At 62.1% G+C, this 14,535-nt stretch carries 13 protein-coding genes; 7 read left to right on the forward strand and 6 right to left on the reverse strand.

The window, feature by feature from the left end; all coding sequences use genetic code 11:
- The first annotated feature begins 23 nt into the window (after nt 1-23).
- The 5 genes from dusB to ntrX all read left to right on the forward strand — a co-directional run bounded on the left by dusB (nt 24) and on the right by ntrX (nt 7,420).
- Nucleotides 24-1,001 (forward strand): tRNA dihydrouridine synthase DusB, encoded by a 978-nt coding sequence (dusB, locus tag AC0JZ4_RS13770; RefSeq protein WP_471886929.1) that lies wholly within the window; start codon nt 24-26, stop codon nt 999-1,001.
- The gene (locus AC0JZ4_RS13775; protein ID WP_471886930.1) at nt 998-2,146 is read left to right on the forward strand and encodes a two-component system sensor histidine kinase NtrB; all 1,149 of its coding nucleotides are present in this window, start codon (nt 998-1,000) and stop codon (nt 2,144-2,146) included. The genes dusB and AC0JZ4_RS13775 overlap by 4 nt, the downstream gene beginning before the upstream one ends.
- Nucleotides 2,143-3,594 (forward strand): nitrogen regulation protein NR(I), encoded by a 1,452-nt coding sequence (gene ntrC / locus AC0JZ4_RS13780; protein ID WP_471886931.1) that lies wholly within the window; start codon nt 2,143-2,145, stop codon nt 3,592-3,594. Before AC0JZ4_RS13775 ends, ntrC begins: the two co-directional genes overlap by 4 nt.
- 198 nt (nt 3,595-3,792) lie before the next feature.
- Nucleotides 3,793-6,066 carry a sensor histidine kinase NtrY-like gene (locus AC0JZ4_RS13785; RefSeq protein ID WP_471886932.1) on the forward strand — a complete coding sequence of 758 codons (2,274 nt, stop codon included), beginning with the start codon at nt 3,793-3,795 and terminating at the stop codon, nt 6,064-6,066.
- Complete coding sequence (gene ntrX, locus AC0JZ4_RS13790; protein WP_471886933.1) at nt 6,056-7,420, forward strand: nitrogen assimilation response regulator NtrX; 1,365 nt, start codon at nt 6,056-6,058, stop codon at nt 7,418-7,420. Before AC0JZ4_RS13785 ends, ntrX begins: the two co-directional genes overlap by 11 nt.
- Nucleotides 7,421-7,463: 43 nt before the next feature.
- On the opposite strand, the gene AC0JZ4_RS13795 is transcribed toward ntrX, so the two are convergent.
- Nucleotides 7,464-7,661, reverse strand: a complete 198-nt coding sequence (locus AC0JZ4_RS13795) for a hypothetical protein (RefSeq protein ID WP_471886934.1) — start codon at nt 7,659-7,661, stop codon at nt 7,464-7,466.
- Here AC0JZ4_RS13795 and hfq point away from each other — a divergent pair.
- On the forward strand, nt 7,660-7,902 hold the full coding sequence (gene hfq, locus AC0JZ4_RS13800; RefSeq protein ID WP_007757453.1) for an RNA chaperone Hfq: 243 nt from the start codon (nt 7,660-7,662) through the stop codon (nt 7,900-7,902). The two genes, AC0JZ4_RS13795 and hfq, sit on opposite strands and share 2 nt — an antisense overlap.
- 75 nt (nt 7,903-7,977) lie before the next feature.
- Nucleotides 7,978-9,318, forward strand: a complete 1,341-nt coding sequence (gene hflX / locus AC0JZ4_RS13805) for a GTPase HflX (protein WP_471886935.1) — start codon at nt 7,978-7,980, stop codon at nt 9,316-9,318.
- Nucleotides 9,319-9,496: 178 nt separating this feature from the next.
- Here hflX and AC0JZ4_RS13810 read toward each other — a convergent pair whose 3' ends face one another.
- The 5 genes from AC0JZ4_RS13810 to cysG all read right to left on the reverse strand — a co-directional run bounded on the left by AC0JZ4_RS13810 (nt 9,497) and on the right by cysG (nt 14,446).
- The gene (locus AC0JZ4_RS13810; RefSeq protein WP_471886936.1) at nt 9,497-10,309 is read right to left on the reverse strand and encodes a ferredoxin--NADP reductase; all 813 of its coding nucleotides are present in this window, start codon (nt 10,307-10,309) and stop codon (nt 9,497-9,499) included.
- A gap of 138 nt (nt 10,310-10,447) precedes the next feature.
- Nucleotides 10,448-10,957, reverse strand: a complete 510-nt coding sequence (locus AC0JZ4_RS13815) for a DUF934 domain-containing protein (protein WP_471886937.1) — start codon at nt 10,955-10,957, stop codon at nt 10,448-10,450.
- Complete coding sequence (locus tag AC0JZ4_RS13820; protein ID WP_471886938.1) at nt 10,957-12,630, reverse strand: nitrite/sulfite reductase; 1,674 nt, start codon at nt 12,628-12,630, stop codon at nt 10,957-10,959. The genes AC0JZ4_RS13815 and AC0JZ4_RS13820 overlap by 1 nt, the downstream gene beginning before the upstream one ends.
- 20 nt (nt 12,631-12,650) lie before the next feature.
- On the reverse strand, nt 12,651-12,965 hold the full coding sequence (locus AC0JZ4_RS13825; protein WP_471886939.1) for a DUF2849 domain-containing protein: 315 nt from the start codon (nt 12,963-12,965) through the stop codon (nt 12,651-12,653).
- A complete protein-coding gene (cysG, locus tag AC0JZ4_RS13830; RefSeq protein WP_471886940.1) occupies nt 12,962-14,446 on the reverse strand; it encodes a siroheme synthase CysG in 1,485 nt (494 codons plus the stop codon). The genes AC0JZ4_RS13825 and cysG overlap by 4 nt, the downstream gene beginning before the upstream one ends.
- Nucleotides 14,447-14,535 lie beyond the last annotated feature (89 nt).

Below are 14,535 nucleotides of genomic sequence, written 5' to 3' on the forward strand. Positions count from 1 at the left end.
ATTTGCTGTCCTGCGATCTTGCCATGCCATTCGAGATTGGAAACGTCACCGTCCGCAACCGGTCGGTGCTCGCGCCCATGTCCGGCGTGACCGATCTTGCGTTCCGCAAGCTCGCCTGGCGTTACGGTGCGGGTCTTGTGGTGACGGAAATGGTCGCCAGTCGCGAGCTGGTGATGAACAAGGGCGAATCGTGGGCGCGGCTCAGGAATGCCGGAATGACGCCGCATATGGTGCAGCTTGCCGGACGCGAGGCGTACTGGATGGCCGAGGCGGCAAAGATTTCCGTCGATAACGGTGCCGATATCGTCGATATCAACATGGGGTGTCCCGCCAAGAAGGTGATCGGCGGCTATTCAGGCTCGGCGCTGATGCGCGATCCCGACCACGCCCTGTCGCTGATCGAGGCGGTGGTGAAGGCGGTCTCCGTTCCCGTCACCGTCAAGATGCGGCTCGGCTGGGATCATGACAGCCTGAACGCGCCGCTGATCGCACGGCGGGCGCAGGATGCCGGCGTGAAACTGATCACCATTCATGGCCGCACCCGCATGCAGTTCTATGAAGGCAAGGCGGACTGGGACGCGATCCGTGCCGTGCGGGAGGTCATCTCCCTTCCGCTGATCGCCAATGGCGATGTTCAGACCAAGGAAGATGCTGCCGAGATCATGCGCCGGTCCGGTGCCGACGCCGTGATGATCGGCCGCGGCGCGCAGGGGCGCCCGTGGCATGTCGGATGCCTGGCCGGTCACGCCGCGCCGACGGCATCGGAGATCGGTGCGATCGTCATCGAACATTACGAGGCGATGCTGGAGCTTTACGGCCGTGAGCCGGGGTTGAGGCATGCCCGTAAACATCTCGGCTGGTATATCGAGCGTTTCGCGCCTGATCTACCTGCTGAGGAAAAGGCGGCAATCATGGTTGCGAAAGACGCTGCGGATGTTATCCGCCGCCTTGCCGTTGCCTTCGACGCCGCATCAATACAGCCCCGAAGGGAGGCCGCATGACCAAGTCCGCCGTCCAGGACGCAGCCCACGGGCAGGCGCTGGCCATGGCCGTCCTCAATTCCGTGCAGAACCCGGTGATCCTCGTCGATCAATCGGGCGTGATCGCATTCGCCAACTGGGAAGCTGAAACCTTCTTCGGCGCCAGCGCCTCGCATCTGGCGAAATACAAGATTTCCAGTTTCATTCCGTTCGGCAGCCCGCTGCTGGCGCTGATCGATCAGGTGCGTGAGCGCAAGGCGCCGGTGAACGAATATCGCGTCGATCTGTCGTCGCCGAAGCTCGGCCAGGAAAAGCTGGTCGATCTTTATGTCGCGCCGGTCGTCAGCGAGCCGGGCTCGGTCGTCGTCGTTTTCCAGGAGCGTTCGATGGCCGACAAGATCGACCGTCAGCTGACGCACCGGGCGGCTGCGCGCTCCGTAACGGGATTGGCATCGATGCTGGCGCACGAGATCAAGAACCCGCTTTCGGGCATTCGCGGCGCGGCCCAGCTGCTTGAGAGCGTCGTGCCGGACGATGACCGGCCGCTGACGAGGCTGATCTGCGACGAGACCGACCGTATCGTCTCCCTGGTCGACCGCATGGAAGTGTTTTCCGACGAGCGCCCGGTCGATCGCTTGCCGCTCAACATCCATTCCATCCTCGATCACGTGAAGGCGGTGGCCAAAGCGGGCTTTGCCCGTGACATCAAGATTTCGGAAATGTACGACCCGTCGTTGCCGCCGGTCTATGCCAACCGCGACCAGCTGGTGCAGGTCTTCCTCAACCTGATCAAGAATGCATCCGAAGCCGTTGGTGATCAGCCAGACGCCGAAATCATGCTGACGACGGCCTACCGTCCGGGCATACGCCTGTCGGTTGCCGGTACGCGCGAAAAGATTTCGCTGCCGCTGGAATTCTGCGTCATCGACAACGGTCCCGGCGTTCCGTCGGATCTCGTGCCGCATCTGTTCGATCCGTTCATCACCACCAAGACCAACGGCTCCGGCCTCGGGCTTGCGCTGGTTGCCAAGATCATCGGCGCCCATGGCGGCATCGTCGAATGCGATAGCCAGGCGCGCCGCACCATATTCCGTGTTCTGATGCCCATGCACAAGGAAGAGGTCGTCGACGGCCGTACCTTGAACTCCACAGGAAACGATCAATGACTGCCACGATCCTTGTCGCCGACGACGACGCGGCCATCCGCACCGTGTTAAACCAGGCGCTGACCCGCGCCGGCTATGATGTGCGCATAACCTCGAATGCCGCGACGCTCTGGCGCTGGATTTCCGCCGGCGAAGGCGATCTCGTCGTCACCGACGTCGTCATGCCGGACGAGAACGCGTTCGATCTCCTGCCGCGCATCAAGAAATCGCGCCCGGATCTGCCGGTCCTCGTCATGAGCGCGCAGAACACGTTCATGACCGCCATTCGCGCATCCGAAAAGGGCGCCTATGACTATCTGCCGAAACCTTTCGACCTGACCGAGCTTATCGCCATCGTCGGCCGCGCTCTGGCCGAGCCGAAGCGCAAGCCTGCCCGTCTCGACGACGACATGCAGGACGGGATGCCGCTCGTCGGCCGTTCGGCGGCGATGCAGGAAATCTACCGCGTGCTCGCCCGCCTGATGCAGACGGATCTGACGCTGATGATCACCGGTGAATCCGGTACCGGCAAGGAGCTTGTCGCCCGCGCGCTGCACGATTACGGCAAGCGCCGCAACGGTCCGTTCGTCGCCATCAACATGGCGGCAATCCCGCGCGACCTGATCGAATCCGAACTGTTCGGCCACGAAAAGGGTGCCTTTACCGGTGCGCAGAACCGTTCGACCGGCCGTTTCGAGCAGGCCGAGGGCGGTACGCTGTTCCTCGACGAAATCGGCGACATGCCGATGGATGCGCAGACGCGTCTGTTGCGCGTTCTCCAGCAGGGCGAATATACGACAGTCGGCGGCCGTACGCCGATCCGCACCGACGTGCGTATCGTCGCGGCTACCAACAAAGACCTCAAGCATCTGATCAATCAGGGGCTTTTCCGTGAGGACCTGTATTATCGGCTTAACGTCGTGCCGCTGCGCCTGCCGCCGCTGCGCGACCGTGCCGAGGATATTCCCGATCTCGTCCGCCATTTCATGCAGATGGCGGAAAAGGAAGGACTGGAAGGCAAGCGGTTCGATTCGGAAGCGCTTGATGCGATGAAGGCCTATGCCTGGCCGGGCAACGTGCGCGAGCTTGAAAATCTTGTGCGCCGGCTGATGGCTCTCTATCCGCAGGAGGTCATCACCCGCGAGATCGTCGATACGGAACTCAGCTCGGATGTGCCCGACAGCCCGATCGACAAGGTTGCGCCGCGAAACGGTTCTTTGACCATCGCCCAGGCGGTGGAGGAGAACATGCGCAGCTATTTCGCCAGCTTCGGCGACAATCTGCCGCCGCCCGGCCTCTATGACCGAGTGCTGACCGAGATGGAGTATCCGCTCATTCTCGCGGCGCTGACTGCGACCCGCGGCAACCAGATCAAGGCGGCCGATCTGCTCGGTCTTAACCGCAATACGCTGCGTAAGAAGATTCGCGAACTCGGTGTATCCGTCTATCGCAGTTCACGTTCTGCGTGATCTGTGTGGACTGCTTGACAGCAGGTCGCCATCGTTGCATTTTCGCCACATTGCGTTGCTTAGAAGTCACGCAGGCCGTCGTGCCGCGCCGGGATGTTTCGGGTCCGGCCGGTCGGGCGGACATCCTTTACAGCGTGTGAATAATGCCTGCGCCGCATGACGCAGGCGATAGGCCATTAGGGCATCAAGGAGGCAGCGATGGTGGACGGCGGGACGATGCCTGTTGCCGACAATCATGCGGCGGCCTCCGCTCAGGACCGTCGCGCCTCGTTCGCGCTGCCGGGGCTGCTGCTGGCCAGCGGCGCGCTCATTTCGGGCATGTCGACGCTGCTTGTGCTGCTTGGCCTTACACCCATCCCGCCGACCGGCAATGTCGTCATCGCGTCCGCTGTCATCAATTCGGTTTTCATTCTCGGCCTGATGTACCTGATCGGCCGCGAGGTGACGCGTCTGGTGCGGGCGCGCAACCGTGGGCGTGCTGCCGCGCGCCTGCATGTGCGAATCGTTGCGCTGTTCTCCATCGTAGCGATCACGCCGGCCGTTCTGGTGGCGATCTTCGCTAGCCTGACGCTGAACGTCGGTCTCGACCGCTGGTTCTCACTTCGCACCCAATCCATCGTGCAGTCGTCGCAGGACGTGGCGCGCGCCTACATGATGGAGAATGCCAGCTACCTGCAGGGCCAGACCGTTTCGATGTCGAACGACCTCGAGCGCAACCGGGCGATGTTCTATCTCGACCGCATCGGCTTTGTCGACATGATGACGAGGCAGGCGAGGGGACGCGGCATGCTGGGCGCGTTTCTGGTGCGCGAAGATGGCGAGGCGATCGCCCAGGCCGATATCAAGACGGAGCGGCCGCTGCCGGCCATTCCCGCCGATGCGTTGAAATCGGCGGCCGCCGGTCAGCCGACGCTGATCCCGCCGGGTGTGACCAATCTCGTCGGCGCCATCATCAAGACGGATGCGATTTCGGGCACGTTCCTTTACACGATCCGTGCCGTAGACCCGCGCGTGATGAACGCGATGCGGCTGATGGAAGAGAATACGGCCGAGTATACGTCCATGGAGGCGGGACGCTCGTCGTTGCAGTTTGCCTTCGCCGTGCTTTATCTCGGTTTTGCGCTTATCGTTCTTCTTGCTTCGATCTGGGCGGCCATTGCGGTCGCAGACAGGATCGTGCGCCCGATCCGTCTCCTGATCAGCGCCGCGGACAGTGTCGGCAGCGGCAATCTCAATGTCGTCGTGCCGGTCCGCGCCGCTGATGGCGACGTCGGCAGCCTTTCGCGTACCTTCAACAAGATGATCTCCGAGATCCGCACGCAGCAGGACGAGATCCTCGAAGCAAAGGACGAAGTGGACGACCGCCGCCGCTTCATCGAGGCCGTTCTGTCAGGTGTCACAGCTGCCGTCATCGGTGTCGACGACCGGCGCATCAGCATCGTCAATCCGTCCGCCGAACTGCTGCTCGGCATGAGTACCGATGAGATGATCGGCCAGACGCTGCAGGACGTGGTGCCCGAGATCGATCATATCCTCACCGAAGCCACGACCCGATCGCGCGGCGATTTCCGCAAGGAAGTCAATCTGATGCGCGGCGGCAAGGAGCGGACGCTGTCGGTGCAGGTGACGCGGGAAGAACAGCGGGCCTCGAACGACAGCTATGTCATCACGCTCGACGACATTACCGATCTCGTCATCGCGCAGCGCTCGACCGCATGGGCAGACGTGGCGCGCCGTATCGCACACGAAATCAAGAACCCTCTGACGCCGATCCAGCTTTCCGCCGAGCGTCTGAAGCGCCGCTATGGCAGGCAGATCGACGAGAATGACCGGGCCGTCTTCGACCAGTGCACAGACACGATCGTTCGTCAGGTCGGCGATATCGGCCGGATGGTGGATGAATTCTCGTCATTCGCGCGCATGCCGAAACCGTCCAAGGAGATCGCCGACCTGCGCGATATTCTCAAGGATTCCATCTTCCTGCGCGAAATGGGCGCGAGCCATGTCGAGTTCATCCGCGATCTCGGCGACGAGCCGCTCAAGGGCATGTTCGATGCGCGCATGCTGGGGCAGGCTTTTGGCAATCTGGTGAAGAATGCGGTCGAGGCGATCGAATCGGTTCCGGCCGACGAGGAACGGGACGGCCGCAAGGTGATGGTCCGTACCGGCTTCGACGCGGCGCGCGACGTGTTCGTCGTCGACGTGATCGACAACGGCATCGGCCTGCCGGCGGAAAACCGCCACCGCATTCTCGAACCCTACATGACGATGCGCGACAAGGGCACGGGTCTCGGCCTCGCGATCGTCAAGAAGATCATTGAAGAACACGGGGGGCAGCTCGAACTGCATGACGCCCCCACCGATTTCGACCATGGCAAAGGCGCCATGATCCGGGTGCTCCTGCCGCATGCCGAGGCAGCGGGCGGGGCATCCACGACCGACAAAGACAAGGAAATGGCTTATGGCGTCTGACATTCTGGTCGTCGATGACGAGGCGGATATCCGCGAAATCGTTGCGGGCATCCTCTCCGACGAGGGGCATGAAACGCGCATGGCGCATGACAGCGACAGCGCGCTTGCGGCGATCTCCGATCGCGTGCCGAGGCTCGTGTTTCTCGATATCTGGATGCAGGGATCGAAGCTCGATGGTCTGGCGCTGCTCGACGAGATCAAGAGCCGGCATCCCGACCTGCCCGTGGTGATGATTTCCGGTCACGGTAATGTCGAGACGGCGGTTTCAGCGATCAAGCGCGGTGCTTTCGACTTCATCGAAAAGCCGTTCAAGGCCGACCGCCTGATCCTGATTGCCGAACGGGCGCTGGAAAATTCCAAGCTTAAGCGCGAGGTTTCCGAGCTGAAGCGGCGCACCGGCGACGCGGCCGAGCTCGTCGGCACTTCGGTTGCCGTCTCGCAGCTGCGCCAGACGATCGAGAAGGTGGCGCCGACCAACAGCCGCATCATGATCCTCGGTCCCTCCGGTTCCGGCAAGGAGCTGGTGGCCCGGATGATCCACCGCAAGTCGTCGCGCGCAAGCGGCCCGTTCGTCGCACTCAATGCGGCGACGATCACGCCGGACCGGATGGAAGTGGCGCTGTTCGGCACCGAGGGTGCCCCCGGCCAGGCACGCAAGATCGGCGCGCTGGAAGAGGCCCATCGCGGTATTCTCTATCTCGACGAGATCGGCGAGATGCCGCGCGAGACGCAGAACAAGATTTTGCGGGTGCTTGTCGACCAGCAGTTCGAGCGCGTCGGTGGCTCCAAGCGGGTCAAGGTCGATGTGCGGATCATTTCCTCGACCGCCTATAATCTCGAGAACCTGATCTCCGAAGGTGCGTTCCGCGAGGATCTCTACCATCGCCTGGCGGTCGTACCGGTGAAAGTGCCGGCACTTGCCGAGCGCCGCGAGGACATTCCGTTCCTCGTCGACATGTTCATGCGGCAAATTTCCGAACAGGCGGGCATCCGTTCGCGCAAGATCGGCGACGACGCAATGGCCGTGCTGCAGGCGCATGACTGGCCGGGCAACATTCGCCAGCTGCGCAACAACATCGAGCGGCTGATGATCCTGGCGCGGACCGACGGGCCGGACACGGCGATCTCCGCCGACATGCTGCCGACCGATCTCGGCGACATGCTGCCGAAGGTGTCGTCGACCGGCAATGTCCACATCATGACGCTGCCTTTGCGCGAGGCGCGCGAGATGTTCGAGCGCGACTACCTGATCGCCCAGATCAACCGGTTCGGCGGAAACATTTCCCGCACTGCCGAGTTCGTCGGCATGGAGCGCTCGGCTTTGCACCGCAAGCTGAAGTCGCTCGGGGTGTGAGGAACGCATCGGGCGATAGCGGTCGATCCAATCGGTTGAATGGCTAGAAATTCGGCATGGCGGCATCAAGCCATGTCGCATCGAGTGATCGCCAGCGCTTTTTCGCGATTGCGGAAAAGACGGCGATTTGATAACCAGACATTTGGGGGAAGGGAAACACGGGGCGTTTCCCCATCATCTCAAATTTCGAGAGATCATTATCCCGGCACATTGTCGGCAAGAAAGAAAGAATCGGCGCCATGGCGGAACGTTCTCAGAACCTGCAGGATTTATTTCTCAATACCGTTCGCAAGCAGAAGATTTCCCTGACAATATTCCTCATCAACGGGGTAAAGCTCACGGGTGTCGTCACTTCGTTCGACAACTTCTGCGTCCTTCTTCGTCGTGACGGGCACTCGCAGCTCGTGTATAAGCACGCGATCTCCACCATCATGCCGGGTCAGCCGATGCAGATGTTCGAGACCGAAGAAAACGCAGCTTAAGGACGAAGACAGATTTCCAATCGAGACACGTCTAACGAATCGCTTGTCCCGGAAGCCGAAAAGCACCGGGACGATATGCGCGCCGTGGTGGTGGTGCCTGTGCTCAAACAGGCGCGCTCGCGCGGCGGGCAGGGCGACAATCCGGTTGCAGCCGCGCCGCAGCGTTCCAACGAGGCCCGCCTCGAGGAAGCGTCGGGTCTTGCGCGCGCCATCGATCTCGACGTGGTCGAGGGGCTGATCGTCACAGTCAGCCAGCCGCGCCCTGCGACGCTCATGGGAACCGGCAAGATCGAGGAGATCAAGGCACTTCTCGACGAGAAGGATTGTGGTCTCGTCATCGTCGATCATCCGTTGACGCCGGTGCAGCAGCGCAATCTCGAAAAGGAACTGAATGCCAAGGTCATCGACCGCACCGGCCTGATCCTCGAGATCTTCGGCCGCCGGGCCTCCACCAAGGAGGGCACGCTACAGGTCGATCTGGCGCATCTCAACTACCAGAAGGGCCGGCTCGTGCGGTCGTGGACCCACCTTGAACGCCAGCGTGGCGGCGGCGGGTTTATGGGCGGTCCGGGCGAAACCCAGATCGAGGCCGACCGTCGGCTGCTGCAGGATCGTATCGTCAAGCTGGAGCGCGAGCTGGAGCAGGTCGTGCGTACCCGCCAGCTGCATCGCGCCAAGCGCCGCAAGGTGCCGCATCCGATCGTGGCGCTGGTGGGCTATACCAATGCCGGCAAGTCGACGCTGTTCAACCGGATTACCGGTGCCGGCGTGCTGGCTGAAGACATGCTGTTTGCGACGCTCGACCCGACATTGCGCCGTATGAAGCTGCCGCATGGCCGCACCGTCATCCTGTCCGACACGGTCGGCTTCATTTCCGACCTGCCGACACATCTGGTTGCCGCCTTCCGCGCGACGCTGGAAGAGGTGCTGGAAGCGGATCTGATCCTGCATGTGCGCGACATGTCCGACCCGGATAATGCCGCCCAGTCACATGACGTACTGCGCATTCTCGCCGATCTGGGTATCGACGAGAAGGAAAGCTCCGAGCGGATCATCGAGGTCTGGAACAAGATCGACCGACTCGATCCGGAAACGCATGACGCGCTGTTTGCCCGCGCCGAGGGGCGTGACAATATCATGGCGCTCTCCGCCATCACCGGCGAGGGCCTCGATCCGTTAATGGACGAGATCGCCAAGCGGCTGTCCGGTGTGCTGACCGAAACCACGATCACCATTCCGGCGGACAAGCTTGCGCTCGTCTCGTGGATCTACGGCAACTCGATCGTCGATGGCCGCAAGGACAACGAGGACGGTTCGGTGACGATGGATGTGCGCATGTCGGAAGCGCAGGCGTCGGAGCTCGAGCGTAGGCTGGGCAACGGGACCAAGCGCGAAAAGGAAGACTGGGAACGGTAAACCGTTTTCTTGCGGATCTGTCTGCGGAAAGCTGCCCAGTCACCCGACTGCCGCCACCTTCTCCCGGTAACCGGACTGAAGGACGCAAGTCGCGAACTCTCCGACTTATATATCTTACCTATAGCGGGCCACGTCTCCCTCGCCCCGCATGCGGGGGGAGGGTTAGTGTGAGGGGCTTTTATCCGACGAAAGCCCGTTCAATAACAAACTCGCTCGGCTTGTTGTTGGCGCCCTCGGTCAGGCCAGCCTTTTCGAGCAGTTCCTTCGTGTCCTTCAGCATTGCGGCGGAGCCGCAGATCATGCCGCGGTCGATGGCGGGGTCCAGAGCGGGCACGCCGAGGTCGCTGAACATCTTGCCGTTTGCGATCAGATCGGTGATGCGGCCCTGGAACGGATAGTCCTCACGGGTCACGGTCGAATAGAGCTTCAGCTTGGTCCCGACCAGTTCGGAGAGGAACTCATGGTTCCTGATCTCTTCCACGAGGTCGAAGCCGTATTTCAGTTCGGCGACTTCACGGCAGGTATGGGTGAGGATGACTTCCTCGAACTTTTCATAGGTTTCCGGATCGCGGATCAGACTGGCGAAGGGGGCGATGCCGGTACCGGTCGAGAACATGTAGAGGCGTTTGCCCGGCGTCAGCGCGTCGAGTACCAGCGTGCCCGTCGGCTTCTTGCGCATCAGCACGGTGTCGCCCGGCTTGATTTTCTGCAGGTGCGAGGTCAGCGGGCCATCCGGCACCTTGATCGAGAAGAATTCCAGTTCCTCGTCCCAGGCCGGGCTTGCGATCGAGTAGGCGCGGTAGATCGGCTTTTCGCCGACCATAAGGCCGATCATGGCGAACTCACCCGAGCGGAAGCGGAAGCCTGCCGGGCGCGTCATGCGGAAGCGGAACAGGTGATCCGTATAATGCTGCACATCGAGAACCGTCTCGGCATAGACGCCGTCCGGGATTTTTGCGGCAAATTCTTCGTTCTTGGTGGGAGCGTTCATCGCGATCGGTCTTCCAGTCTCATCGTTTGACAGCGAGATATACTATCAAGCCGCGCATTTGAAGGCATCCGCGCCTGTTTGTCGCGGAGAACGGGAAAATATGTCCCGTTCTATCATGTTTTATCCACGGCGATATTTTCAGGCGGGCACGCTGCGGCGGCGCCAGCTGTAGCCTTCGCCCTGTTCCGCGGGACGCGCCGTCGGCTGATAATGCACGGCGATGCCGGGCAGGCGGCCTTCGGCAAGCCGTTTCAGCGCCGTTGCGTTGGTTACGGCAAAGCTGTCAACGCCGCAGCGCAGCATCAGCGGAACCTGGTCAATGAGCACGTCGCCAACAGCACGAAGCTCGTTCCGGTAGGCAAGCCGGTCGCGCAGCAGCGAGGCGTGGCTGAAGGCGCGGCCGTCGTTGAAGGCCGGGAAATCCACCGCGACCAGTTCGATACGGTAGAGGTATGGCTCAAGCTTGCGCACGTCGTCGGCAGGCCTGATCAGCACGCCGAGGCCGATATCGTTGCTTGCCTCGGCCTTCTCGATGAACTGGTCGAGCGGCAGAATCGGCTTCTGCTCTCCCTCGGCCTTCACCTCTTCCGTCTCGATTACCCACGGATCGTTGTCGACGAAGCCAGTCTCTCTCCAGATCTTGGTCATCACGCGGCCTCCGCCTTGGCGTCGCCATAGAGCGCATCCTTGAACGGCTGCGGTCCGACGCGGCGATAGGCCGCGAGGAAGGTTTCCTCCTTGCTCTCGCGCAGGCCGAGATAGGTGTCGACGATCGTCTCGATTGCGTCGGTCACCTTGGCTGGCTCGAAACCGCGGCCGATGATTTCGCCGATCGAGGTATTCTCGTCACCCGAGCCGCCGAGCGTGATCTGGTAGAGTTCGGCCCCCTTCTTCTCGACGCCCAGAAGGCCGATATGGCCGACATGGTGATGGCCGCAGGCGTTGATGCAGCCGGAGATCTTGATCTTCAGTTCGCCGATTTCAGCCTGGCGCTCCGGTGCGCCGAAGCGGGTGGAAATTTCCTGGGCTACCGGGATCGAACGGGCGTTCGCCAGGGCGCAGTAGTCCAGGCCGGGACAGGCAATGATATCGGTGATCAGGTTGGAATTAGCGGTGGCGAGGTTCTGGGCCACCAGCGCGCGGTAGAGCGGCTCGAGATCGGCCAGCGCCACATGCGGGAAGATGACGTTCTGCTCGTGGCTGATGCGGATCTCGTCATTTGAGAATTCCTCCGCCAGATCGGCAATCAAGTCCATCTGCACGTCCGACGCGTCGCCCGGAATGCCGCCGATCGGTTTCAGCGAGATCGTCACCATGCCGTAGTCTGGATGCTTGTGCGGCTGCACGTTCTGGTCAACCCAGCGGGCGAATTCCTCGTCCTGCTTCTTCCAGCCGGCAAGCTGCGCCCAGCCTTCGGCGCGGGGGAGCAGCGACGGCGGAGCGAAATAGGCGGTGATCGCCTCGATATCCGTCTCCGGCAGTTTCAGCTCGGTTTCCTTCAGGTGGGCGAACTCCTCTTCCACCTGTCGGGTCAGTTCCTCGACGCCGGTTTCATGCACGAGGATCTTGATGCGCGCCTTGTACTTGTTGTCGCGCCGGCCGTGCAGGTTGTACACGCGCATGATGGCGGTGATATAGGAGAGCAGGTCTTCCTCGGGCAGAAAGTCGTTGATCTTCTTGGCGATCAGCGGCGTGCGGCCCTGGCCGCCGCCGACATAGACGGCAAAGCCAATCTCGCCCGCCTCGTTCTTCTTCAGGTGAAGGCCGATGTCATGGACCTGGATCGCGGCGCGGTCGCGCTCGGCGCCGGTTACGGCGATCTTGAATTTGCGCGGCAGGAAGGAAAATTCCGGGTGGACGGAAGACCACTGGCGCAGGATTTCCGCGTAAGGGCGCGGGTCGGCGACCTCGTCGGCGGCGGCGCCGGCGAAATGGTCGGCCGTGACGTTCCTGATGCAATTGCCGGATGTCTGCAGTGCGTGCATCTCGACGCTTGCCAATTCAGCCAGGATATCCGGCGTGTCCGACAGCTTCGGCCAGTTGTACTGGATGTTCTGGCGAGTGGTGAAATGGCCGTAGCCGCGATCATATTTGCGGGCGATATGGGCCAGCATCCGCATCTGCTTGGCGTTCAGCGTACCATAGGGGATCGCGACGCGCAGCATGTAGGCGTGAAGCTGGAGGTAGACGCCGTTCATCAGGCGCAGCGGCTTGAACGCGTCCTCGGCAAGCTCGCCGGACAGACGGCGCTCGACCTGATCGCGAAACTGGTCCACGCGGCTGGAAACAAAGGCGTGGTCGAATTCATCGTAACGATACATGGGTTCCCGGACTTTCGGTATCAGACTGCGATAAAGGCTTTGTCCGCCGGTTTATAGCCGGCGGCGTATTCCATTGTGGGGCCGGCGGCGCGGATGCGCTCCCGCAGACGGGTCGGCCAGAGAATGCCGTTGGTTTCCTCGACATCGATCACGGCGACATCGACGACCTTGTTGTCGGCAAAGTCACGTTTGCCGATCGATTCCAGAGAGGCGATGGCTTCCGGGTGGCGTGCGACGAGCGCATCCTGCAGGCTTTCCGTCCAATGGCCTGCGGCGTCGAGCCAGACTGCGATGCCATCGGAGAGGCGGTTGGCTGTCAGAACCTTCTCGGTCATTGTTCCATTCCTGCTTCTTGCTGATTGCGAACTGCACTTCTGTAGGCGGAGAGCGGTTCGGATTTTTCGAAATTGGCGCCTGCCACAGCCTCGCCGATGATGACCATGACGGGACCCCTTAGAAATGGATTGGCAAGATCATCGCGAGCTTCAAGCGCCGGCAATTCGCCGAGCACGCCATGGAAGAGACGGCGATCGGCACGGCTGGCATTCTCGATAACGGCGACCGTTGTATCGGACGAAAGGCCCGCACCCATCAGGCGTTCGGCGACGGAGGCGGCGACCGTGCTGCCCATGTAGACGGCGATGGTCGCGCCCGAGATGGCGAGGCTCGCCCAATCGGGGAGGACCTTGCCGGTCAGGTCATGGCCGGTGGTGAAGATCAGCGACGAGGCAACGCCGCGCAGCGTCAGCGGCAGATCGAAATCCGCTGCAGCGGCAAAGGCAGAGGTGATGCCGGGGACTATCTCGTAGGTGATGCCTGCGTCGCGCAGCGCCGCCATTTCCTCGCCGGCGCGGCCATAGACCAACGGATCGCCGGATTTAAGCCGTACGACGCGCTTGCCCTGGCGGCCGAGATCGACGAGCAGCCGGTTGATCTCGGCCTGGCTCTTGGAGTGACAGTTCTTGCGCTTGCCGACAGACAGCCGCTCGGCATCGCGACGGCCCATGTCGACGATCGCCTGCGGCACCAGCGCGTCATAGACGATCGCATCGGCTTCCATCAGCACGCGCTGGGCGCGCAGCGTCAGAAGGTCTTCGGCGCCGGGGCCGGCACCGACGAGCCAGATCTTGCCTTCGGCCTTGCCGGAGGTCGACAGAAGCGCATTGGCGGCGCGGCGGGCGGAGGTGTTGTCATTGGCGTCGATGGCATCGGCGACATCGCCGGAGAAGAAACGACGCCAGAAGATGCGGCGCGAGACGCCGCGCGGGACCATGCGTTCCGCCGCGTCGCGGTAATCGGCTGCCAGCGAGGCGAGGCGGCCGAGCGAGGGAGAGAGCATCTGGTCAATGCGGGCGCGGATCAGCTGAGCGAGAACCGGGCCCGCACCCTCCGTGCCGATAGCGATGGCGACCGGAGCGCGGTTGACCAGAGCGGGCGTGAAGAAATCGCAGTAGTCCGGCTGGTCCACCGCATTGGCCGGAATTTTCTGCGCGCGGGCGGCCGTCACGATGATCCGGTCCTGTTCCGCTTCGCCGGTTGCGGCGAAGACGAGGGTGGCGCCGATCACCTGTTCGGGAGAAAATGCTGCAGACACGATCCCGACGCCATGCGCGGCGAGCCATGCGGCATAGTCGTGTTCGGGCGCATCGGCATAAGCGATGATCGTCGCATCCGTATTTGCGAGAAGCCGCGCTTTTGCATAGGCCTCATCGCCATTGCCGAAGATCGCGACGCTTTTGCCGCGCACACGGAAAAAGGCCGGGAAGGCCGACAGGCGATCCTGCGGACTGGTGGCGCGCTCGGTCGTGGAAGACATGCGAATATCCTGAACCATGGTTACGAGAGTATCCGCGAAGCGCCGGGCCAAATGAAGAAATGGAAGTGCGAACTCGTTTGGCCGACGAT

This window comes from [Rhizobium] kunmingense (assembly GCF_977018605.1).